General features: G+C 68.8%; 15 protein-coding genes, 1 tRNA gene and 1 pseudogene. 8 read left to right on the top strand and 9 right to left on the bottom strand.

Translation table 11 applies throughout. The features are described 5' to 3' along the window. Nucleotides 1–46: 46 nt before the first annotated feature. The 6 genes from BO64_RS12570 to BO64_RS12545 all read right to left on the bottom strand — a co-directional run bounded on the left by BO64_RS12570 (nt 47) and on the right by BO64_RS12545 (nt 6,684). Nucleotides 47–1,348 (bottom strand): spinster family MFS transporter, encoded by a 1,302-nt coding sequence (locus tag BO64_RS12570; protein ID WP_496403649.1) that lies wholly within the window; start codon nt 1,346–1,348, stop codon nt 47–49. A 2-nt stretch (nt 1,349–1,350) separates the two neighbouring features. Then, nucleotides 1,351–3,639: a TonB-dependent receptor gene (locus BO64_RS12565; RefSeq protein WP_496403648.1), complete on the bottom strand. Its 2,289-nt coding sequence runs from the start codon at nt 3,637–3,639 to the stop codon at nt 1,351–1,353. A gap of 246 nt (nt 3,640–3,885) precedes the next feature. Beyond that, a complete protein-coding gene (locus BO64_RS12560) occupies nt 3,886–4,326 on the bottom strand; it encodes an alginate O-acetyltransferase AlgX-related protein (RefSeq protein ID WP_496403647.1) in 441 nt (146 codons plus the stop codon). 63 nt (nt 4,327–4,389) lie between these two features. Continuing rightward, nucleotides 4,390–4,728: a hypothetical protein gene (locus BO64_RS12555; protein ID WP_496403646.1), complete on the bottom strand. Its 339-nt coding sequence runs from the start codon at nt 4,726–4,728 to the stop codon at nt 4,390–4,392. A 302-nt stretch (nt 4,729–5,030) separates the two neighbouring features. Continuing rightward, nucleotides 5,031–5,897, bottom strand: coding sequence for a hypothetical protein (locus BO64_RS12550; protein WP_496403645.1), 867 nt, complete (start codon nt 5,895–5,897; stop codon nt 5,031–5,033). A 710-nt stretch (nt 5,898–6,607) separates the two neighbouring features. Then, nucleotides 6,608–6,684, bottom strand: a tRNA-Met gene (locus BO64_RS12545). Between the two features lie 96 nt (nt 6,685–6,780). On the opposite strand from BO64_RS12545, the gene BO64_RS12540 reads away from it, so the two are divergent. Genes BO64_RS12540 through BO64_RS12530 form a run of 3 tightly spaced genes read left to right on the top strand, consistent with a single transcriptional unit; the run spans nt 6,781 to nt 10,780 of the window. After that, on the top strand, nt 6,781–7,821 hold the full coding sequence (locus BO64_RS12540) for a glycosyltransferase (protein WP_496403644.1): 1,041 nt from the start codon (nt 6,781–6,783) through the stop codon (nt 7,819–7,821). Further along, complete coding sequence (gene asnB, locus BO64_RS12535) at nt 7,821–9,518, top strand: asparagine synthase (glutamine-hydrolyzing) (RefSeq protein WP_496403643.1); 1,698 nt, start codon at nt 7,821–7,823, stop codon at nt 9,516–9,518. Before BO64_RS12540 ends, asnB begins: the two co-directional genes overlap by 1 nt. Then, nucleotides 9,518–10,780, top strand: a complete 1,263-nt coding sequence (locus BO64_RS12530; protein ID WP_496403642.1) for a PQQ-dependent sugar dehydrogenase — start codon at nt 9,518–9,520, stop codon at nt 10,778–10,780. The genes asnB and BO64_RS12530 overlap by 1 nt, the downstream gene beginning before the upstream one ends. Before the next feature lie 8 nt (nt 10,781–10,788). Here BO64_RS12530 and BO64_RS12525 read toward each other — a convergent pair. After that, nucleotides 10,789–11,736: pseudogene (locus BO64_RS12525) on the bottom strand (NAD(P)H-dependent flavin oxidoreductase); the annotation flags it as partial. 66 nt (nt 11,737–11,802) lie between these two features. Continuing rightward, nucleotides 11,803–12,915, bottom strand: a complete 1,113-nt coding sequence (locus tag BO64_RS12520; RefSeq protein ID WP_496403641.1) for an NAD(P)/FAD-dependent oxidoreductase — start codon at nt 12,913–12,915, stop codon at nt 11,803–11,805. Nucleotides 12,916–13,039: 124 nt separating this feature from the next. On the opposite strand from BO64_RS12520, the gene BO64_RS12515 reads away from it, so the two are divergent. From BO64_RS12515 to BO64_RS12505, 3 genes are all read left to right on the top strand, one after another. Then, on the top strand, nt 13,040–14,182 hold the full coding sequence (locus tag BO64_RS12515) for a serine hydrolase domain-containing protein (RefSeq protein WP_496403640.1): 1,143 nt from the start codon (nt 13,040–13,042) through the stop codon (nt 14,180–14,182). A gap of 90 nt (nt 14,183–14,272) precedes the next feature. Further along, a complete protein-coding gene (locus tag BO64_RS12510) occupies nt 14,273–15,172 on the top strand; it encodes a lipid kinase (RefSeq protein ID WP_496403639.1) in 900 nt (299 codons plus the stop codon). Between the two features lie 72 nt (nt 15,173–15,244). Then, complete coding sequence (locus tag BO64_RS12505) at nt 15,245–16,111, top strand: sulfotransferase family protein (RefSeq protein WP_496403638.1); 867 nt, start codon at nt 15,245–15,247, stop codon at nt 16,109–16,111. A gap of 10 nt (nt 16,112–16,121) precedes the next feature. On the opposite strand, the gene BO64_RS12500 is transcribed toward BO64_RS12505, so the two are convergent. Then, complete coding sequence (locus BO64_RS12500; protein WP_496403637.1) at nt 16,122–19,544, bottom strand: indolepyruvate ferredoxin oxidoreductase family protein; 3,423 nt, start codon at nt 19,542–19,544, stop codon at nt 16,122–16,124. A gap of 141 nt (nt 19,545–19,685) precedes the next feature. On the opposite strand from BO64_RS12500, the gene BO64_RS12495 reads away from it, so the two are divergent. Further along, nucleotides 19,686–20,183 (top strand): Lrp/AsnC family transcriptional regulator, encoded by a 498-nt coding sequence (locus BO64_RS12495; RefSeq protein ID WP_496403636.1) that lies wholly within the window; start codon nt 19,686–19,688, stop codon nt 20,181–20,183. Nucleotides 20,184–20,223: 40 nt separating this feature from the next. Next, entirely contained in the window at nt 20,224–21,114 is an 891-nt protein-coding gene (locus tag BO64_RS12490) for a pirin family protein (protein ID WP_496403635.1), read from the top strand. Nucleotides 21,115–21,120: the final 6 nt, after the last annotated feature.

Genomic DNA, 21,120 nt, shown 5'->3' with positions numbered 1-21,120 from the left:
CGAAGCCCGGCGCTTCTGCCCGCCGAAGGGCCTCCCGGCGCCCGGATCATTGGCGCGCCTCGCGTCGCAGGACCCGGGCGAGCGCCAGGAAGAGGCCGATGGCCACCGCGTAAATGGGCGTCAGGGCGTAGAAGGCCAGCTGCAGCGAATTGTCGGGATGGGCCGCCTTCAGCGCATCGCTCACCGCCCCCACGAAGGTAGGTCCCACGCCCATGCCCACGAGGTTCATCACCAGGAGCAGCAGGGCCCCCGACAGCACCCGCTGGTGCGGAGCCACCTCCTCCTGCACCAAGGCCACCACCGAGGAGAGGTAGAAATAGTTCAGGAAGGTGGGGAACAGCAGGAACACCAGGGCCAGGGGCCAGGTCGGCGCCCAGACGAAGGCCAGGTACGGTGCGATGGCCAGGGTCAGGGTCAGGGCCGGCGCCAGGGCGTAGGCCGCTCGGGTGCGGCGGGTGTAGCGGTCGATCACCCGGCCCGAGACGAAGATTCCGCCGCCCATGCCCACCGCCACGACGATGGCGTACCAGATCGAGACGTCGGCCAGGGTCATGCCCTTCTCGCGCATCAGGAACAGGGTGGTGAAGTTGCCCGCCCCGTAGGTGATGATCTGGGTGGCGGCGCTGGCCAGCGCGGCCAGCAGCAGCGCAGGCGTCGTGACGAACATCCGCACCGTCGGCCAGAAGCCGTCCGGCCCGGTCTGCGGCTTGGGCGGAACGCCAGCCGCCCGATCCAGGCCGCCGCGCTCCGGCTCCTTCACCCCGAACAGCACCGCCAGGGCCGTGGCCACGCCAACCCCGCCGATCAGCAGGAAGGCCATGCGCCAACTGTAGGCCGCGGCGATGGCGGCCCCGAAGGCCACGCCCAGGGCCTGGCCTATGGGCGGTCCCAGGTTGAACAGGCCTAGCGCCGTGCCCCGCCGCCCAGGCGGGAAGTAATCCGTGATGATGGCGTAGGACGGCGGCACCCCGCCGGCCTCCCCGACGCCCACCGTCATTCGCGCCAGCACCAGCTGCGGATAGTTAGTCGAGAGGCCGCAGGCCATGGTGGCCAGGCTCCACAGGCCGCAGGCGAAGGCCAGCACCCGCACCCGGTTCGTCCGGTCAGCCAGCCATCCCACCGGGATGGAGATCAGGCAGTAGAACAGCGCGAAATAGAGGCCGCTGATCAGGCCGAGCTGGCCGTCGGTGACCCCAAGGTCGTCCTGGATCGGCTTGGCCAGGATCGACAGGAGCTGCCGATCCAGGAAGTTCAGCACATAGACAAAGCACAGGATGGTCAGGACCCAGCCGCCGCCCTTCAGCGGGCGAACGTTGGCTGGCGGCGCGGCGGCGTCGGACGCGGCCATGGCTAGAAGTCGTAGCCCACGCGCACGCCGATGGTGCGCGGCCGTTGCTCGGCATAGCGGCTGACGAGGAAGGCCTCGGGGTGCACGTAGGTCACCTTCCGGCTGTCGAACAGGTTCTCGACATAGGCCCCGATGGTCCACTGGTCGAACGCCACGGCGAAGGCCGCGTTCACATTGGTGTAGGCGTCCGTGTAGTCGTAGGTCGGCTGCAGCAACCCGGGCTGGCCTGGGACGTACGGGAACATGCCAGGGAACCTGCCCACCCGCTGGACGGTGGCCGACAGATTGGCCCGGGCCTTGGACGTCAGGTCGAAGCTGTAGTTGAGCCAGGCCGCCCCCTGGAACCGGGGCGAGGACAGCCGCACGCCCTCGCCTGCGCCCGAGATGGCGGCTTCGGTGGGCGTGAGCTTGGAAACCTCGGCCTCGTTGAGCGACCCGGTGGCGCCGATGGCCAGGCCCTCGACCGGGAGGGCGACGATCTCGAACTCCAGCCCGCGACTGAAGGCCTTGCCGATGTTGGTGGCGAACTGCACCGAGTCCGACACCCGGTTGGCCTGCACCTGGATGTTCTTCCAGTCGATCCAGTAGGCGGCGAGGTTGGTGGTCAGCCGCCCGTCCAGCCAGCGCCCCTTCAGCCCGATCTCATAGTTGGTCAGGTCGTCGGAATCGGCGCCCGCCGGAATGATGATGTCGTTGGGATTCACCACGCTGGTCCGGCCGGCGAAGCCGTTGACCACCGGCGTGCGGAAGCCCGTGGAGACGGTGGCGTAGGTGGTGATGCTGGGGACCGGCTTGTAAGAGACGCTGATCTTGTACGAAGGGCCGGTCTCCTTCGCCTTCAGGCCTGTCACGGGCGCGATCGGCGTCACCGTCAGCGGCCCGGTGAAGCCCGGCGTCAGAGCGGCGGCCAGATAGTTGCTGTTGTAGCCGCCCTCCACGAACGACTGCGCTTCGAAGCCGCCGTAACGCAGGCCGCCCGTCACCCAGAGCCTGTCGCTGAAGCGGTAGGTGATTTCGCCGAAGCCCGCGAGCTCCTGCGAGTTCGTGTGGTTGTACTGGCGCTGATAATATTCGTCCGGCAGGCCGGTGAAGCCGCGGAACGCGAGGTAGTCCGGCCGCGAGCGATAGTTGTAGTCAACGTCCAGCCGGCGATCGAGGTAGAAGCCGCCGATCACCCAGTCCCAGCGGCCACCGGGATCCGAAGCCAGCCGCACCTCCTCTACGAAGGTGTCCATATAGGCGGTGGCGTCGAGGCCGAAGGCGATGCTGGTGGGCATGGGGCTCGCCCCCGCCGGCAGGAAGGTGCCCGCCAGGTCCACGAAGAACTTCTGGTCGAAGCCCGACAGCGTCGAGGAGCTGGTGAACTGCGCCCCGTCGAAGCGGTACTCGACCGTGGCGTTGTAGCTGACCAGCTGGCCCTGGAAGAGGTCGAACCGGTCGCTGGCCCGGGTATCGTGCCCGAGGTTCGGATTGATCAGCGAAGAGTCCCGCGGCTCGCTGTCCTCATAGGACGCCAGGAGCTTTATCGACAGCCGCTCGGTGGGCTCCCACAGCAGCGACACCCGCCCGCCATAGGCGTCCAGGTCGTTGGAATTGGCCTTCCGGGCGAGGCCGATGTTGTCGACGTAGCCCTCTTCCTTACGCACGAAGCCCACGGCCCGGATCGCCAGCCGGTCCTGCACCAGAGGCGCGTTGACCATGGCGTTGTAGCGCTGGCGCAGGCTGTCCGAGCCGGTCATGCCGATGTCGACCAGCGCTGCGGCGTCGAAGGCCCGGGTGTCGGGCTTGCGGGTCAGGATCCGGAGGGCGCCCGACAGCGAGCCCGAGCCGAACAGGGTCCCCTGCGGCCCGCGGAGGAACTCCACCCGCTCCACGTCGAACAGGTTTGGGTCCAGCACCGTGGTGTTGCCGATCGTCGAGATCGGCAGCTCGTCGATATAGACCGCCACCGTGCTCTGCAGGTTCGCGCCATAGCCGTTGGTGGCCACGCCCCGGGCGGTGAAGTTGTTGAAGTTGGCGCTGGGCCGGTTCAGCACCACGCCCGGCGTCTCCACCGCCAGCCCCTCGTAGCCGACGATGCCCTTGGCGGTGAGCGTCTCCTGGGAATAGGCCGTCACGCTCAGCGGCACGTCCTGCAGACGTTCGGCCCGCCGGGTCGCTGTGACGATCACCTCGCCCACATCGGTGGCGGCCCGCGGCTCCGCGGCGGTCTGAGCCGCCGCCGGCGCGGCGGCAAGCAAGGTCCCGGCTGCGCCGAACGCGCACGCCGTCCCGAATAGAAGCGCCTTCATCTGGCCGTCCCTCCCTGTCAGCCGGTCATTCACGCCGGCTGTGATGGCGGGACGATGCGACGCGCCAAGCGCCCAAGTCAACACTCACTAACGCGAGTGTGAATATCTGCGATCTGCGAAATAGGCCGTGATGCGCCCGACCGCAGCGACGCCGCTCTAGGCCTTCGGCAGGTCGGCCATGAACCGTTCGGCGCTTTCCCAGATCACCACATCGACGCCCTCGCGTTCGACGAAGGGCCAGGCGACCTACTTGCTCCACAGGAACCAGACCTCGGCGAACACGGCCGAGAGGCTGTAGAGCAGGCCGGCCTCATACGAATAGCTGTCGCCGAAGATGGCCAGCCGGCGCGGATCGGGCGCGTCCGGATTGCAGATCTTCAGCTGCGTGCCGGTGTAGCGCCCGGTCTCAAGCAGCGCCTCATAGCGGTGCGGCATGTCGCCGTTGGTCTGCAGGCGCCCCGCTTCAAAGCTTGGGGGCTCCACGAAGAAATGCTTGGTGAGGTCATGGACGCGAACCTCCCGGGCGTAGGCGAACCGGAGTTTCGCCACGTCCACGTCCACCTGCATCCCCGCAAGCAGCCCGGCCGTGGCCGCCAGCACGACCGAGGCGCACCAGTGGGAGTCCAGGACATGGAAGACCGGCCCCTCAGCCTTGGCTCTCGCCAGGTCGGCCGCGCAGTAGTGCACCCGGTGCTCCGGCTTCAGGCGGGCGAGCAGTTGCAGAAACGGCCGCTTCGCCCCGGATGGCGGCTAGCGCCAGCGCAGCTCCGGAAGGATCACCTGCTTCTCGGGGACCACGACATTCCAGAGCTCCACGCCAAGCTGCCGGGCCTTCTCCTGGCGTTGTTCGAGCAGCGCCGCCCAGGCCGCGAACCACCCCGGCGAAATATCGACCTCGCCCTGGTAGCGCGTTTCCCAGCGGTTGGAGCCCAGGGCGATGAACAGATAACCGCCCAGCCCGGCCGCAGACTGGGAGCCCGGTGATAGGCTCCCGGCGCGCAGATGCACGCTCCCGGCCGCAGCCTTGGCCTCCATCTCGGCGTCAAGCGCCCGGATCTCGGCCTGGGTCAGACGCAGGATCTCTGTCATCGGCGAGGCCCATCTCCTCCCGGGTGAGCGGCAGCGAAGCTTAGGACAAGCGCCGCGATTCTGTCGGCGGAGCGGCCGCCGACCAGATCACAAATGTTCCGGCTTGATAGTCCCCGCCAGGCGCGCACCGCCTGGGGCGCGAGATGATCGGCGATCCGCGGGGTGCTATGCGGCGTTAACGACGCACCGTTGCACTTGGCCACGGCACGACTCCCCCCCGATAACGTTAGCGGGATGAGCGACACTCTGCTCCGCGCCTGCGCTTGTGGTAGTCGAAGAAGACGAACGCCCCCTGTTTTCGCTCAGCCGATGGAAGAGATCGGGGCCGGCAAGGCCCTCCCCCGAAGTCGAGCGATGTAGCCGTCAAAATCGGCTTCAAGATTGGCAAGAATCTCAGCCGCTATGGGTTCATTGTCGCGCACAACCTTCTCCATCAACTCCGCCTTAGGTGCCTTCGGTCGTTCGCGTCGCGCGCGCGCCAAGTCCGCCCAAAATAGCTTCGGGCGGCTTCCCGCACCGTAGTGGAAGACCCGATCCCCGTAGATGCCAGCCATGATGTGATGCGGATTCCAGATGTTCGTGCGAAGCAGCGCCTTCCATCGCAAGTGCCGCTCATACGCAAGCAGCCCGAAGGCAGCCCCCGTATCGAACCGGTGTTGCCCGGTGGCCTTATAATATGCCCTCGTTCGAGAGGTGAGCGGGAGCGGCGCGAACGTCAAATCCTCAAGCTCCCACAATTCGCGCGCGAAAAACATAAAGCTCGGGTGAGGCGCCGACGTATCGCCGTTCTCGCGACGCAGAACCGCGACCATACTCACACCTTGCTGTAGCTCTGCAACGCAACTCTCGAGCCAAGAAGTGGCCACTGGGAAACTGTCGACGTCTAGGGTCGCAATGTATTCCGAACCGGCTTGCACTGCGCGATTGACGAGCTGATCAAGGTAATAAGCATGCTCCGCGGAGCCGCGGAGCCCCGTTGGCTCGACGTCGCAGAGCCGAACATACGACCTACTGCGAAGATGATCGCGATACTTAGAAGCCAATCGCGGGGCGGCGGCATAGACGGTGAATGGCACGCCACCAGAGCAGCGCTCAAGCTGGGCAAGATGGCGGAAAAATAGGCCATCCATGGCCTCATCGACGAGATAGACAACGCAAATGGCGATCATGAAAGCGCGGGCTGAGTCAGAAGAAGCAGGAAGGCTAGACGCGATGGCCTAAAGCGTCACCGCAGAATGCTACCATTACTGTGCGCATGTAGGCGTCTAGAGCGAGGATCAACTCGTCCCGGCTCCGCGGCCGGTTGCGAGCCCCGATGCGTCAGCTTCTTTCACAACGATAAATTTTAGATCGCGGAGCACCTTCGAGACCGTTTGTTTCCCCCGGAGAACTCGGAAGGCCTCAGCGGCTTGCAGCCAGGGAGGCCAGGATGTTCAGCATCAAGCGCCCCTCGGAGGCGGTCGAATTAATATGCTGCTGAAGGCAACGGAATCCGACGTCCTCCCCCGTTATCGCGTCGATGATCTTCCGGAGGCAGTGAAACGATCAAGAACCGCCTCAAAGAACTCGAAACAGGAGCAGGCTAATCTGGCGCAACGCCTCGCTGAGACCAGTCAAGCCCCTCAGCCGGTGGCGATCCACCCCGCTGCTGCCGATCACTACGCGCGGATGGTGGCGGATCTCGAGGCAAACCTCCCGGAAACGGCGCGGGGGAACACGGAAGCCGCCCGTCGCACAAAAGACGCGGTTCGTGGATTGATCGACCGCGTGCTCATCAATCCGGTCTCAGACGAGCGGGGGGCTGAACTTGACATCACCGTCGAAGGGACGCTGCGAGACCTCCTGACCGAGCGTTCCAAGAACGCTCGGTCTGGAGCCGTGGTAGCTGGGGGCGGGCTCGAACCGCCGACCTGTGGGTTATGAATCCACCGCTCTAACCAGCTGAGCTACCCAGCCACGGTCGCCTCAAGCGAGGTGGGGCTTATAGGGGTTCATCTTCACCGCTTCAAGCGCTTGGGCTTCGGCGATTTGCACACTAGGGTCGCGGCCGCGATGAGCGTCCTCCACCTCCTGGGAACGGCCGGCGACGGCGGGGCCGAGACCTACTTCGTCAGCCTCGTGGAGGCCCTGGCCCGGGCGGGCGTGCCCCAGGCCGCCGCCATCCGCCGCCACCCCGACCGCGAGGCCCGGCTGAAGGCCGCCGGGGTCCCGGTTCGCGCCCTACCCTTCGGCGGGCCGGTGGACATCATCAGCCGCCCGGCCACGGCGGGATTCGCCACGGTCCACGGGGCGAAGGTGGCTCTGGCCTGGATGAATCGCGCCGCTCGCCACACGCCGCGGGGGCCGCGGCACGGCGGCTGGGCCCGGATCGGCCGGCTCGGCGGCTACTACAACCTCAAATACTACCGGAACTTCGACCACCTGGTGGCCAACACCGAGGACATCGCCGACTGGATCGTGGCCCGGGGCTGGCCCGCAGGGAAGGTGAGCTGCATCCCCAACTTCGCCGCTGCGCCCAGCGACGTGCCGCCCCTGGACAGGGCGAGCCTCGACACGCCGAAGGACGCGCCCCTGCTGCTGGGCATGGGTCGCCTGCACGAATCAAAGGCCCACGACATCTCGCTGCAGGCCCTCACCCGCCTGCCGGACGCCTATCTGTGGATCGCCGGCGCCGGCCCGCTGGAGGCCAAGCTGCACGGCATGGCCGCGGCCCTGGGAGTCGCGGACCGGGTGCGGTTCCTCGGCTGGCGCACAGATCCTTCGGCGCTCTATCGGGCCGCCGATGTCTGCGTCTTCCCCTCGCGCTACGAGCCGCTCGGCAATGTGGTGATCCAGGCCTGGGCCCACGGCCTGCCGGTGGTCGCCGCCGAATCGCAGGGCCCGAAGACGCTGATCACCCCCGGCAAGGACGGCCTGCTGACGCCCGTGGACGATCCCGACGCCCTGGCCGAGGCCGTCCGTCAGGTTCTGGATGACTCCGTGCTCGCCTCCCGCATGACCCGCAATGGCGAACTGCGGGTGGAGACCGACTTTTCCGAAGCTGCCGTCGTCGCCCGCTGGAAGCGCCTCTTCGCCGACTTCGGGGCCGCCTGATGTGCGGCATCGCCGGCCAGCTCGGGGGCCAGCTTGGGAGCAAACCCGTCGCCGAGCGGATGATCGCCGCCCTTGGCCACCGGGGCCCGGACGGCGTGCGGCTGGAACAGCAGGCCGACGCAGCCCTCGCGCACGCCCGCCTCTCGATCATCGACCTGGAATGCGGCTGGCAGCCGCTGCACGCCGCGGGCGGCGTGGTGGTCGGCAATGGCGAAATCTACAACTACCTGGAGCTCGTTCAGGCGCACGGCCTCGAACCGGACACGGGCTCGGACTTCGAGCCCCTGCTGCATCTCTACGCCCGGGAAGGCGAGGCCGCGTTCGAGCGGCTGCGGGGGATGTACGCCTTCTGCCTGATCGGACCCGACGGCCGCGCCTTCCTGGCCCGTGACCCTTTCGGCATCAAGCCGCTCTACATCATGGAGCACGCCGGAGGCCTGGCCTTCGCCTCCGAGCCCCGGGCCTTCTTCGCCGCCGGGCTGATGCGCCCCGAACTCGACCCGGAGGCCGCCCGGGAGCTGCTGGGCTTCAACTACACTGTGGGCGAACGCACGCCCTACCAGGGCCTGCGCCGCCTCGCCCCCGGCGAGGTGGTCGAGGTGCGCGGCGGCCGCATCGTCGGCGGCTGGCGCGCCCCCAGGCTTCCCGCGCCCAGGACTGTCGCCCGAAACGAAAACGAACTCCTCGACCAGCTCGACGCGGTGCTTGAGGACAGCGTGCGCGTCCACCAGCGCTCGGACGCCCCCTACGGCCTGTTCCTTTCAGGGGGCGTCGACAGCGCCGTCATCGCCACCCTGATGAGCCGGCTGAATCAGCGTCCCGTCACCGCCCTTACCTGCGGCTTCGAGGTCGAAGGCGCGGCCGACGAGCGCGCCCAGGCCGAGCGGGTGGCGCGGGCCCTGAATCTCGACTGGCGCGAGATCCGATTCGGGGAGGCCGACTTCTGGCGGATTCTGCCCCAGGCGGCCTGGGCCCTGGACGATCCCACCGCCGACTACGCCACCCTGCCCACCTGTCGGCTCGCCGAGGCCGCCAAGGGCGTGCTCACGGTCGCCCTCACCGGCGAAGGCGGCGATGAGCTGTTCGCCGGCTATGGGCGCTATCGCCGCGCGCTGCGCCCGGCCTGGCTGGGCGGACGGCCCGCCGAGCCTCGGGGCGCCGATGCGGCCGCCCTTTCCGCCTGGCGCGCCGCGGCCAAGCCGCCGCCCGGCCTCTCGCCCCTGCAGCAGGCTCAATGGGCCGACATCGCCACCTGGCTGCCCAACGACCTGCTGCTCAAGCTGGATCGGTGCCTGATGGCCCACGGCCTGGAAGGACGCACGCCCTTCCTCGACCCCGAGGTGGCCCGGTTCGCCTGGAGCCTGCCCGACGCCGCCAAGGTGCGCGGCGGCTACGGCAAGTGGATCCTGCGCAAGTGGCTGGAGCGCGCCTGCCCCGCGGCCCAGCCCTGGGCGAAGAAGCAGGGCTTCACCGTGCCGGTGGACGCCTGGATCGCCCCGCGGGCGAGGGACATCGCCGCCCGCATCGGCGAGGTGGAGGCCGTCCGCCGCGTGATCCCCGACGCCGCCGCGGTGATGCGCGAGGGCGACCAGGCGCGGCGCTGGCCGTTACTGTTCTTCGCCGTTTGGGCACGAATCCATCTCGAGAACGCTTCTCCCGACGACGCCCTCGCATCCCTGCTCGGAGGCCCCGCCTGATGACGCCCAAGACGCTGACCTTCGCCGCCGCCGGAGCCCTGCTGCTCGCCGCTTGCGGGGGAGAGCCCAGCAGCGCCCAGTCGGGCGGCCAATCCGGCGGCCAGTCCAGCGGCCAGCCGGCGCCCTATGAGACCCGCCCGGCCAACGGCCAGGGGCAGCAGCCGGCCTTTCCCGGCCAGACCCGCGCCCCCGAACTGAAGGCCAATGTGGCCTATGAGGTCAGCGACTATGTCACCGGCCTCGCCAAGCCCTGGGCCATGGCCTTTACGCCGGACGGCGCCCTGCTGATCACCGAACGGCCCGGCCGACTGCGGCTGTTCAAGGACGGGCGACTGTCCGCCCCCATCACGGGCGTGCCGCAGGTGGACGCCCGCGACCAGGGCGGCCTGCAGGGGCTGGCCCTCGATCCCGGCTTTGCCGAAAACGGACTGATCTATCTGGCCTATGCCGAACCCAAGGGCGCCGGGACGAACAACGCCGCTGTCGCCCGGGCGCGACTGGTGACCACCGGCGGCGCGCCGCGCCTGGAGGACGTGCAGGTGATCTGGCGTCAGGCGCCCTCCCTGGCCTCCACCAAGCACTTCGGCGGCCGGCTCGTGTTCGGCCGCGACGGCAAGCTGTTCATCACCGGCGGCGAGCGCTCCATCATCGAGGGGCGGATGCAGGCCCAGCGGATGGAGGGCACGCTCGGCAAGGTCGTTCGCATCAACACCGACGGCTCGATTCCGGACGACAATCCCTTCGTCGGCCAGGCCGGGGTGAAGCCCGAGATCTTCTCCATCGGCCACCGCAACGTCCTCGGCGCGGCGCTCCATCCCCGCACGGGCGAACTCTGGGCGGTGGAGCACGGCGCCCGCGGCGGCGACGAGCTGAACATCGTGCGCAAGGGCAAGGACTACGGCTGGCCCACCATCGCCTACGGCATCGAATATGCCGGCGGCCCGATCACCGGGGGCATCACCCAGAAGCCGGGCATGGAACAACCCATCTACTACTGGGATCCGGTGCTCGCCCCCGGCGGCATGGCCTTCTACGAGGCCGACGCCGCTGCGGCCTGGAAGGGCAGTCTCTTCATCGCCGGTCTCGCCCCCAAGAATCTCGCCCGCCTCACCCTCGACGGCGACAAGGTGGTGGGCGAGGAGCGCCTGCTCACCGAGGTGGGCGAACGCCTGCGCGACGTCATCGTCGGCCCCGACGGGGCGCTCTATGTGGCCACCGACAACGACCAGGGCCGCATTCTGCGCGTGGCGCCCAAGCCCTAGCGCCGCATCTAGCCGCCGCGCCCGTACTTCGCGCCGAGGTCCGCGGCGACCGCCTCGAACTCGGCGATCGTCTCGGCGATGATCTCGGCCACCGGCTTGATGCCGTCGATGCGCCCGGCCACCTGGCCCGAGAGGGCGATGGCCGCCTCCATGTCGCCGCCGAAGTAGAGGTCGAGCACCCGGGCCATCTCGCCCATGATGTTCTCCGGCGGCTCCAGCTCCAGGCGGCTGGTCCGCTCGGTGCGCAGGGCCCGCAGCGCCGGCCCCGGCCCGTGCCGGTTCAGGAACACGGTGTCGGTCTCCCTGGCGGCGATGATGGCCTGCTTCCAGTTCTCGTGGACCGGGCTCTCGGACGCCGAGACCATCCGGGTGCCCATCTGCACGCCCTCGGCGCCCAGGGCGAAGGCTGCGGCCATGCTGCGGCCGTCCGTGATCCCGCCCGCCGCGATCACGGGCAGGGTGGTCTTCGAACAGACCAGCGGCAGCAGGACCATGGTCGCCACCTCGCGGCTGTTCTTGAAGCCGCCCCCCTCGCCGCCCTCGACTACCAGGCCGTCGACACCCGCCGCGATCGCCTTCTCGGCGGCCGCCAGGGAGGGCACCACATGGAAGACCGTCAGCCCCTTGCTCTTCAGCGCGTCGCAGTAGCGGTTGGGATCGCCCGCCGAGGTGGTCACGAACCTCACGCCCTGGTCGGCCACGAAGCTGACGATGTCCGGATCGCGGACAAAGGCCTGGGCGACATTGATGCCCCACGGCTTGTCGGTGAGGCCCTTCATCTTCCGCACCTCCTCGCGCACCTCGTCGAGGCGTCCGGAAGAGGTCTCGATGATGCCGAGCCCGCCGGCGTTCGACACGGCGCTGGCCAGCTGCGCCCGGGCGATCCAGCCCATGGGCGCCTGCACGATGGGATACTGCACGCCCAGAAGGTCGGTGATGCGGTTCTTCATGTTTCGCTCCCTGGGGCCGAGTAGAGCCCGGTGACGCCGGGGAAGCCAAACCGCCCCTCTGGTCGGCTGGGCCTACAGCCCGAGCCGGGCGGCCACTTCCTCGCCGATGGCCAGGGACGAAGTCAGGCCGGGGCTCTCGATACCGAACAGAGCCACAAGGCCGGGCAGGCCATGGGCCGCCTCGCCGTCGATGCGGAAGTCCGGCTGCGGCTCGCCCGGCCCGTGCAGCTTGGGGCGGACGCCGGCGTAGTCAGGCGCCAGGGCGCCGTCCGGCAGACCGGGCCAGAACTTGCGGATGTAGCGGTAGAACTCGCCGGCGGCGGCCGGGTCTACCGAATAGTCCGGCGCGTCCACATAGCTCAGGTCCGGGCCGAACACAGCCTGACCGCCGAGGTCCCGGCGGTAATGGGTGCCGAGGGCGCCGGGGATCGGCGGCGGATAGACCAGCCGGGCGAAGGGGGCCTTGCCCTGCAGGCGGAAGTACATCCCCTTGCCGAAGTGGGCCTTCGGGATCAGATCCGCGGGAAAGCCCTCGACCCGCCCCGCCACGTCCTGGGCGGAGAGCCCCGGCGCGGTCACCAGATGGCGGCAGGTTAGCCGCGTCGGCTCGGCCCCGCCGGCCCGCACCTCGAAGCCGCCGCCGCTTAGGGGCGCGGCCCCCTCGAAGGGCGTCGAGACGACCACCGCCCCGCCCGCCGCCTCGATCTCGCCCTGCATCGCCAGCATGTAGCCGTGGCTGTCGAACACGCCGCTCTGGGGCGAGAGCAGCGCGCCTTCGCAGGCGAGTTCCGGCTCCAGCGCCAGGGCTTCGGCCCTGGAGAGCCGCGTCATCTCCTCGACATCATTGGCCCGGGCCTGTTCGAGGATGGCGTCCAGGCGCGGCAGTTCCTCAGTGCTGGTCGCCACCACCAACTTGCCGCAGCGGTCGTAGGCGACCTGGTGGGCGTCAAGGAAGGCGTAGAGCATCCGGCGTCCGGCCACGCACAACCGCGCCTTCAGCGATCCGGTGGGATAGTAGAGGCCGCCGTGGATCACCTCGGAATTGCGCGAGGAGACGCCCTGGCCGATGGCGGCCTCCCGCTCCAGCACGGCCACCACCAGGCCGCGCCGGGACAAGGCCAGGCCGCAAGCCAGCCCGACGGCGCCCGCGCCCACGACCACCGCATCGAAATCGAACTCGGCCATGCGTCCGGCCTAACGCGCCAGGCCGCGGTTGGAAACCGCAAGTCCCGCCGGCGCGGGGGGTTCTTTTTGCCGGAGCAGGCTCTACCTTGCCCGCCATAACCAGAACCTGCCCGGGGGAAACCACATGCGTCCGTTCCTTCTCGCCGCCGCTGCAGCGGCCCTTCTCGCCGCGCCCGCCGCCGCCCAGCAGGCGCTGAAGCCCGACACGCCCTCGATCCTCGTCTGGTCGCCCGAGCAGCAGAAGGCCTGGTACCCCGCCATCGAGACGGTCTACCGCGTCAACACCATCAAGGCCGGCGAGGCCAAACCCCTGCCGCGGGCCGAGCGGATGCTGCCCGACGCCCTGTCGGACGAATACATGGCCAGGGAGAACGTCTCGGGCTTCCTGGTCCTGAAGGACGGCAAGATCATCGCCGAGCGCTACGGCCTCGGCCGCAAGCCCGAGGACCGCTGGACCAGCTTCTCGGTGGCCAAGTCGGTGACCTCCACCCTGGTCGGCGCGGCCATCGCGGACGGCAAGATCGCCTCGGTGAACGCGCCGGTGACCGACTACATCCCCGAGCTGAGGGGCTCTGGCTACGACGGTGTCACCGTCCGCCAGCTGCTGATGATGTCCTCGGGCGTGAAGTGGAACGAGGACTACACCGACCCCAATTCCGATGTCGCCCGCGCCGGATCGGCGATCCTGGAGCCCGGCGTCAATCCGCTGGTCAGCTACATGCGCAAGCTGCCCCGGGCCAACGAGCCCGGGACCCGGTTCACCTACAACACCGGCGAGACTGACCTTGTGGGCGTCCTGGTGTCCAACGCCGTGGGCAAGAGCCTGTCCGAGTACGCCTCGGAAAAGATCTGGAAGCCCTATGGCATGGAGCGCGACGCCATCTGGGTGACCGACCTGGCCGGCCATGAGCGCGGCGGCTGCTGCATCTCCATGACCCTGCGCGACTACGGCCGGCTCGGCCAGTTCCTGCTGGACGGCGGCAAGGCCGGGGACAAGCAGGTGGTCCCGCCCGAGTTCGTCCGGGAAGCCACCACGCCGCAGATCACCAACGGCGCGCCCGAGCGCGGCTATGGCTATTTCTGGTGGATGCCGGCGAGCGGCGCCTTCGAGGGCCGCGGCATCTTCGGACAGTCGGTCACCGTCTTCCCCGAGGACCGGCTCGTGATTGTGCTCAACGCCGCCTGGCCCGAAGCCACCAGCCGCGACCGCTCCATCGCCCGCACCGTCTTCATCAACGCCGTGCGGGCGGCGGCGAGGGACTTCTAGGGCGGCGCGAGGCGCTTCGACTTCGGCGGCGCCGGGCGGGGTGTTGTAGGGGCTGTGAGCCTTTCGTCACCCTGGCCGTTGAGCCTTTCCATGCCGTCCCGCACCGCCCTTCTCGTCCGCAACGGCGCCAACCCGGCCGACTGGCTCGCCGCCGTGACCGAGCGGCTCGGGGCGGCGGGGATCACTGTCCGCGACGTGCCGACCCGTTCGGCCCAGGCCTGCCGAGCCGCCATCGCCGAGGCAGGCACCGCCGCCGATCTGGTGGTCCTGGCCGGCGGCGACGGGACGCTGGCCGGCGCCGCGCCGGCGCTGATGGAGGCGGCGAAGCCCATGGGCGTCCTGCCGGTGGGCACCGCCAACGACCTCGCCCGCACCCTGGCCATTCCCGCCGACCCGGTGAAGGCGGCCGAAATCATCGCCGCGGGCCGCACACGGCGGATCGACCTGGGCCTCGCCAATGGCCATCCCTTCTTCAATGTCGCCAGCGTGGGCCTCGCTGCAGACGTGGCCCAAGCCCTGGCGGCCGGAGAGAAGCGCGCCCTCGGCCGCTTCGCCTATGCGGCCGCGGCGGCTCGCGTGCTGCGTCGCGCCCGCCAGTTCCAGGCCGAGATCTCGGTCCATCATGCGGACGGCCACGTTGTCCTTCGGACCCGCAGCTATCAGGTGGCCGTCGGCAACGGCCGCTATCACGGTGGCGGGGTGGCCGTGCACGAGGACGCCGAGATCGATGACGGCCAACTGATGCTCTACAGCCTCGAGCCCGGCAGCCTCTGGAAGGCCGCCCTGCTGGCGCCCCTGTTCAAACGCGGCGCACATGTTCGCTGGGACGAGGTCCGCACCGCCACCGCCCGCGCCATGACGATCCGAACAGGGGGCTCGATGCCGGTGAATCTCGACGGCGACGTCGTCACCGAGACGCCGCTGGAACTGAGGGTGCTGCCGAAAGCCATCGAGGTCTTCGCGCCCAACGGCGGGCAACCAAGACCTTGAACTGACCGATCGTATTCGACTACTCGGCGCTCACCCACCCGACGGCTTGGCCGTGGACGGAGAGCCTATTGCATGTCGTCGCCTGAGAATTCCCCGCGCAACGTCTTCTTCGCCTGCGGGGCGCCGAAATCGGGGACGACATGGCTGCAGCGGGTGCTCGACGCTCACCCCGAGGTGGTCTGCTCCGGCGAAGGCCATTTCATCGACCAGTTCAGCACGCCGCTGGCCCAGGTAGTCCGCAACTACAATCAGAAACTGCAGCTGGTGAACCGGCGGGTCTATGAGGGCAAGCCCTACTATTCGCCGATCGATCAGTCCGAGTTCGACGACCTCGTGCGCATCTTCATCCGCCGCCGGATGGAGGCGCGAGCCACCGACCCGCGGGTGCGCTGGATCGGCGACAAGACTCCCGCCTACGCCACCTACCTCAAGCGGCTGACCGGCCTGTTCCCCGAGGCGAAGTTCTTCGAGATCATTCGCGATCCCCGCGACGCCGCGGTGTCCCGGCTCTACCACGCCCGGCGTGCAGGCCTGCCCCATGCTGACGCCCCTCACACCCCGGAGGCCCTGGAGTTCTTCCGCGCCGGGGCGCAGCAGTGGCGCAGCAATGTCGCCCCCGTCCGCGAGTTCGCGCGCCAGCATCCCGGACGCCTGATCACCGTGCTCTACGAGACGATGATCGACGATCCCGCCGGCGAGGCGCGCAGACTGTTCGGCTTCCTGGGCGTCTCCTGCGACGATGCGGTCATCGGGCAGGTGACCGGGGCCAGCTCGTTCGAGGCCCTCACCGGGCGCAAGCGCGGCCAGGAGGATCCCAACAGTTTCGTGCGCAAGGGCGTGGTGGGCGATTGGGTCGGCAAGCTGCCCCAGCCCGCCCTCGACGCCATCGAAGAGGTCTGCGGCCCGCTGATGCGCGAACTGGGCTACGCCAAGGCCTGAGCTTCCGCGCTCAGGCCTCCGCCGCCTCCCACTCCCGCCACAACCGCTGGGCTTCGGCCTTTGCCGGCCCCACGGACGCTTCCTTCACGTGGCCGAAGCCGCGGATCTGCTGCGGCGCGGCGGCGATCCGCACCGCCAGATTCAGACGCGCCTTGGAGAGGCCCGCCGCCAGCCGGTCGACCTGCGCCTCGAAGTCGGCGATCAGGCCGCGCTCCATCCGCCGCTCGGCCGTGTAGCCGAAGAGATCCAGCGGCGTGCCCCGCAGGCCTTTCAGCCTGGCCAGGACCGGGAAGGCGGCGTCGGTGAGCCAGCCGGGGACGGCCATCTTGCGCGGCTTGCCGTCCGGCCCCTTGCGGGCGAGCAGCGGAGGGGCCAGCCACACCTTGGCCTTGCCGCCGCTGAACGTCTCCGCCCGATAGGCGGCGAACCGCCCATCGGAATGCAGGCGGGCGACCTCGTACTCGTCCTTGTAGGCCATCAGCTTGTAGAGGCTGATAGCCACCTGCCGGGTCAGGGCGTCGGAACCGAGCGGAGCTTCCGCCGCCTGCACCTTGCGCACCCGGTCCAGGTAGCGTTGGGCGTAGGCTCGGCTCTGGTACTTCTCCAGTTCACCCGCGCGATGAGCGATCAGGGCCTCTAGCGGCATGGTCTCGGGCGTCGGCGCATCGTCCTCGCGCGGGCCGCGGCTGGACGGATCGAACGCCGCCTTTCGGCCCAGTTCGAAGGCCTGCAGGTTCTCCTCCGCCTGCACCCCGTTCAGCCGGATCGCACGGTACACGGCCCGGCTCGACACCGGCACCACGCCCTTCTGCCAGGCGAAGCCCAGCATGATCATGTTGGCGTAGATGGCGTCGCCCAGGTGCGTCTCGGCAAGGCGCTGGGCCGGGGCCGAATCGTAGCTCTTCACCGCCGCGGCGATCCGCCTGGCCTGGGCGTCGGCGTCGAAGCGCACGTCCCGGTCGGTGATGAAGTCGGCCGTCGGCGTGAAGTCGGCGTTGCCCACCGCCACGGTGCGATCCTTGGCGTAGAGCGCCAGGGCGTCGGCGCCCGCCGCCACCAGGATGTCGCAGGCGATCAGCACATGGGCGCTCGCCGCCGGCACCCGCCCGCCGATGACGGTCTCCTCCGTCTCGCCGATGCGCACATGGCTGAACACCGCCCCGCCCTTCTGGGCGAGGCCCGTCATGTCCACCACGCTGGCCGAACGGCCGTCCACGTGGGCGGCCATGGCCAGGATCGAGGCCACCGTGGTCACGCCCGTGCCGCCCACTCCGGTGAAGATGATGTTCTTCACACCCTCGAAAGGCTCAAAGCGCGGCAGCGGGGTGGAGTCCGCCATCAGGGCCGGCAGCGCCTTGCGGTTGGCGTTCTCGGCCCCGGATATGGTGACGAACGAGGGGCAGAAGCCCTCCAGGCACGAATAGTCCTGGTTGCAGGTGGACTGGTTGATCTTCCGCTTGCGGCCGAACTCGGTGTTCAGCGGCTCCACCGACACGCAGTGGCTGGTGCGGGAGCAGTCGCCGCAGCCCTCGCAGACCAGCGGATTGATCATCACCCGCAGGGGCGCGGCGGCCATCTTGCCCCGCTTGCGCCGGCGCCGCTTCTCGGTGGCGCATACCTGGTCATAAATGAGCACCGTCGTGCCGGGGGTTTCGCGCAGCTCGCGCTGGACCTTCATCAGGTCCCGGCGCGGGAACACCTCGACGCCCGGGGCCAGATCGCGGACGCCCTCGTAGCGCTCGGGCTCGGCGGCTACGATCACCACCTTCTTCACCCCCTCGGCGGCAAGCTGGCGCGTGATCTGCGGGACGGTGAAGCCGCTTTCGGCCCGCTGACCGCCGGTCATGGCCACGGCGTCGTTGTAGAGCAGCTTGTAGGTGATGTTGGACCCGGCCGCGACCGAGGCCCGGATCGCCAGGGATCCGGAGTGGTTGTAGGTGCCGTCGCCGAGATTGACGAAGACGTGCTTCTCCTCGGTGAAGGGCGCCGCGCCCACCCAGGTCAGCCCCTCGCCGCCCATGTGGCTGGTGAGGTCGGTGTTCGGGTCGTTGAAGCTGGCCATGTAGTGGCAGCCGATGCCGGCCAGCGCCCGCGAGCCTTCCGGCAGGCGGGTCGACGAGTTGTGGGGGCAGCCCGAGCAGAAGAACGGCTTGCGCTGCTGGTCGCTCGACAGCGTCACCGCCGCCATCGAGGCCGCCGACACGCGGTTCAGATAGTCGTGCACCCGGTCCATGTGCGGCCCGGGCGGCAGACGGTCGGCTATGGCCAGGGCGATCTCGGCCACGGACAGCGACACGAGTTCGGAGAGCAGCGGGCGGCCGTGTTCGTCGGTCTTGCCGATGATCCGCGGCCGGGCATGGGCCGGCAGGTCGTACAGCGCCGCCCGGGCCTGGGTCTCGATCAGCGGCCGCTTGTGTTCGACCACCATCAGGGTCTCAAGGCCGGCGGCGAAGGCGCGCAGCCCCTGGGGCTCCAGCGGCCAGGGCATGCCGACCTTGTAGATGGCCACGCCCAGGGCCTGGGCTTCCGCCGCGCTGACGCCCATGGCTGCGAAAGCCTCGATCACATCCTTGTAGGCCTGGCCCTGGCAGACGATGCCGAGCCGCGGACGGCTGCCGCCAAGCATCACCCGGTCGATCCGGTTGGCGCGGGCGAAGGCCAGGGCCGCAGGGATCTTTTGGGTGCGGAGCCGGCGCTCCTTGTCCAGCGGCTGGTCCTTCAGGCGGATGCCGAGGCCGCCCGCGGGCAGGCGGAAGTTCTCGGGCAGGACGAACCGGTGCCGGTCGAGGCTGATGTCGATGGTGGCGCCCGAGTCCATGGTGTCGGCCAGGGCGATCAGGCCCACCCACAGGCCCGAAAAGCGCGACATGGCGTAGCCGAGCAGGCCGTAGTCCAGCACCTCCTGCACGTCGGCCGGCGACAGCACCGGCATCTCGAAGTCCTGGAAGGCGTATTCCGACTGCGACGGCAGGGTGGACGACTTGCAGGAATGATCGTCGCCGGCCACCGCCAGCACCCCGCCCTTGGGCCAGACGCCCGCGAAGTTGGCGTGCTTGAAGGCGTCGCCCGTGCGGTCGACCCCGGGGGCCTTGCCGTACCACATGCCGAAGACGCCGTCGTAGCGGGCCCCGGGGAACAGATTTGCCTGCTGGCTGCCCCAGACCGCGGTGGCGGCCAGGTCTTCGTTCAGACCTTCCTTGAAGGTGATCTCTGCCGCCTGCAGATGCCTCGCGGCGCGGGCGGCCTGCTGGTCGAGCCCGCCGAGCGGCGAGCCGCGATAGCCCGAGACAAATCCCGCCGTGTTCAGGCCTGCGGCGCGGTCCAGCCGGTGCTGGTCGATCATCACCCGCAGCAGGGTCTGGACCCCGGTGATGTAGACACGGCCTTCGGTGAGCAGAAATTTGTCGTCGAGCGTCACATCTTGGTGCCGCATCGCAATTTTTTTCCTTTCGGGCCTTCCTCCAGCCCTGCACGATCATATAGGTTCCAGGGAATTGCTTACCAAAAGCATGCCCCGCCTCAGCGGTTCCGGGGCACGATCAACGCGATTTTGGGTTGGGATACGGAGGAAAAGTTGTCTGAGGCCCTCGACGCCGTCGATGCCAAGATCCTGGACCTGATCCAGCATGATGCAGGCTTGTCGGTCGCCGAGATCGCCGAGCGAGTGGGCCTGTCCTCCAGTCCCTGCTGGCGGCGCATCAAGCGTCTTGAGGACGCCGGCATCATCCAGCGCCGGGTCACCATCCTCGACCGCGACCGGCTAGGCCTGGGCTTCGAGGTCTATTGCACGGTGAAACTCTCGCTGCCGACCAAGGAAAACCTCGACGCCTTCGAGGCGGCGATCGCCAAGCTCGCCGAGGTCGTCCAGTGCGCCACGGTCACCGGCTCCGCCGACTATGAGCTGCGCATCGTCACCCGCGACATGCACGCCTTCGACGATTTCCTCCGCGACAAGATTCTTTCGCTCGGCCTGGTCTCGAACATCGAAAGCCGAATCGTCATTCGGTCGGTGAAACACACGACCGCCGCTCCACTCGGGCTGGTCAGTCCCTATGTAAGCGCGCAGGGTTAGGAGCCTCCCGCCCGCGCGAGGGAGGCACGGGAGGCAAGAGATGATCGAACTTGTCATCGACCAGCGCCGGAAGGACCTCGGCGGGTTCGAGGTTGGCCGCGTGCTCCCCTTCGTGAAGCGCCGCATGGTCGGCCCCTTCGTCTTCTTCGACCACATGGGACCGGTGGAATTCGAGCGGGGCTTCCCACGCACCGTCGATGTGCGGCCGCATCCGCACATCGGCCTGTCGACGGTCACCTATCTCTTCGAAGGCGAGATCACCCACCGGGACAGCGTCGGGGTCACCCAGAAGATCCACCCGGGCGAGGTGAACTGGATGACCGCTGGGTCGGGGATCACCCACTCCGAACGCTTCGAGACCCTGCGCGAAGAGGGCGGCCGGATGCACGGCATCCAGGCCTGGTGCGCCCTGCCGGTGGAATATGAGGAGGTCGATCCCTCCTTCGCCCACCACCCCACCGAAGACCTGCCCACCCATGAGGAGGGCGGCCTGTGGGCCCGGCTGATCGCCGGCGAGGCCTTCGGCGCCCGGGCGAAGGTGCAGACCCTGTCGCCGCTGTTCTACGTCCACTGGCGGCTCGAGGCCGGGACCCGGGCGCAGCTCCCCGCCGAATATCCCGAGCGCGCCGCCTATGTGGCCCAGGGCGTGGTGGAGGTGGACGGCCGCCAGTTCCAGGACGGCCAGATGCTGGTGTTCGAGCCGGGCCAGGCGGTGGTGTTCACCGCCGTCACCCCGGCCATGGTGATGCTTCTGGGCGGCGAGCCGCTCGGCCCGCGCTTTATTGAATGGAACTTCGTCTCGTCCTCCAAGGATCGCCTGGAACAGGCCAAGGCCGACTGGCGGGCGGGCCGCATGAAACTGCCCGACGCGGACCACGACGAGTTCATCCCGCTGCCCGAGCCGCCGCCGCCGGCGAACCCGATGTCCTAGGGCCGC

The organism is Phenylobacterium composti DSM 19425 (assembly GCF_059568645.1).
Note: the sequence above shows the minus strand (reverse complement) of the source record. Positions and strands in the feature narration are given on the sequence as shown.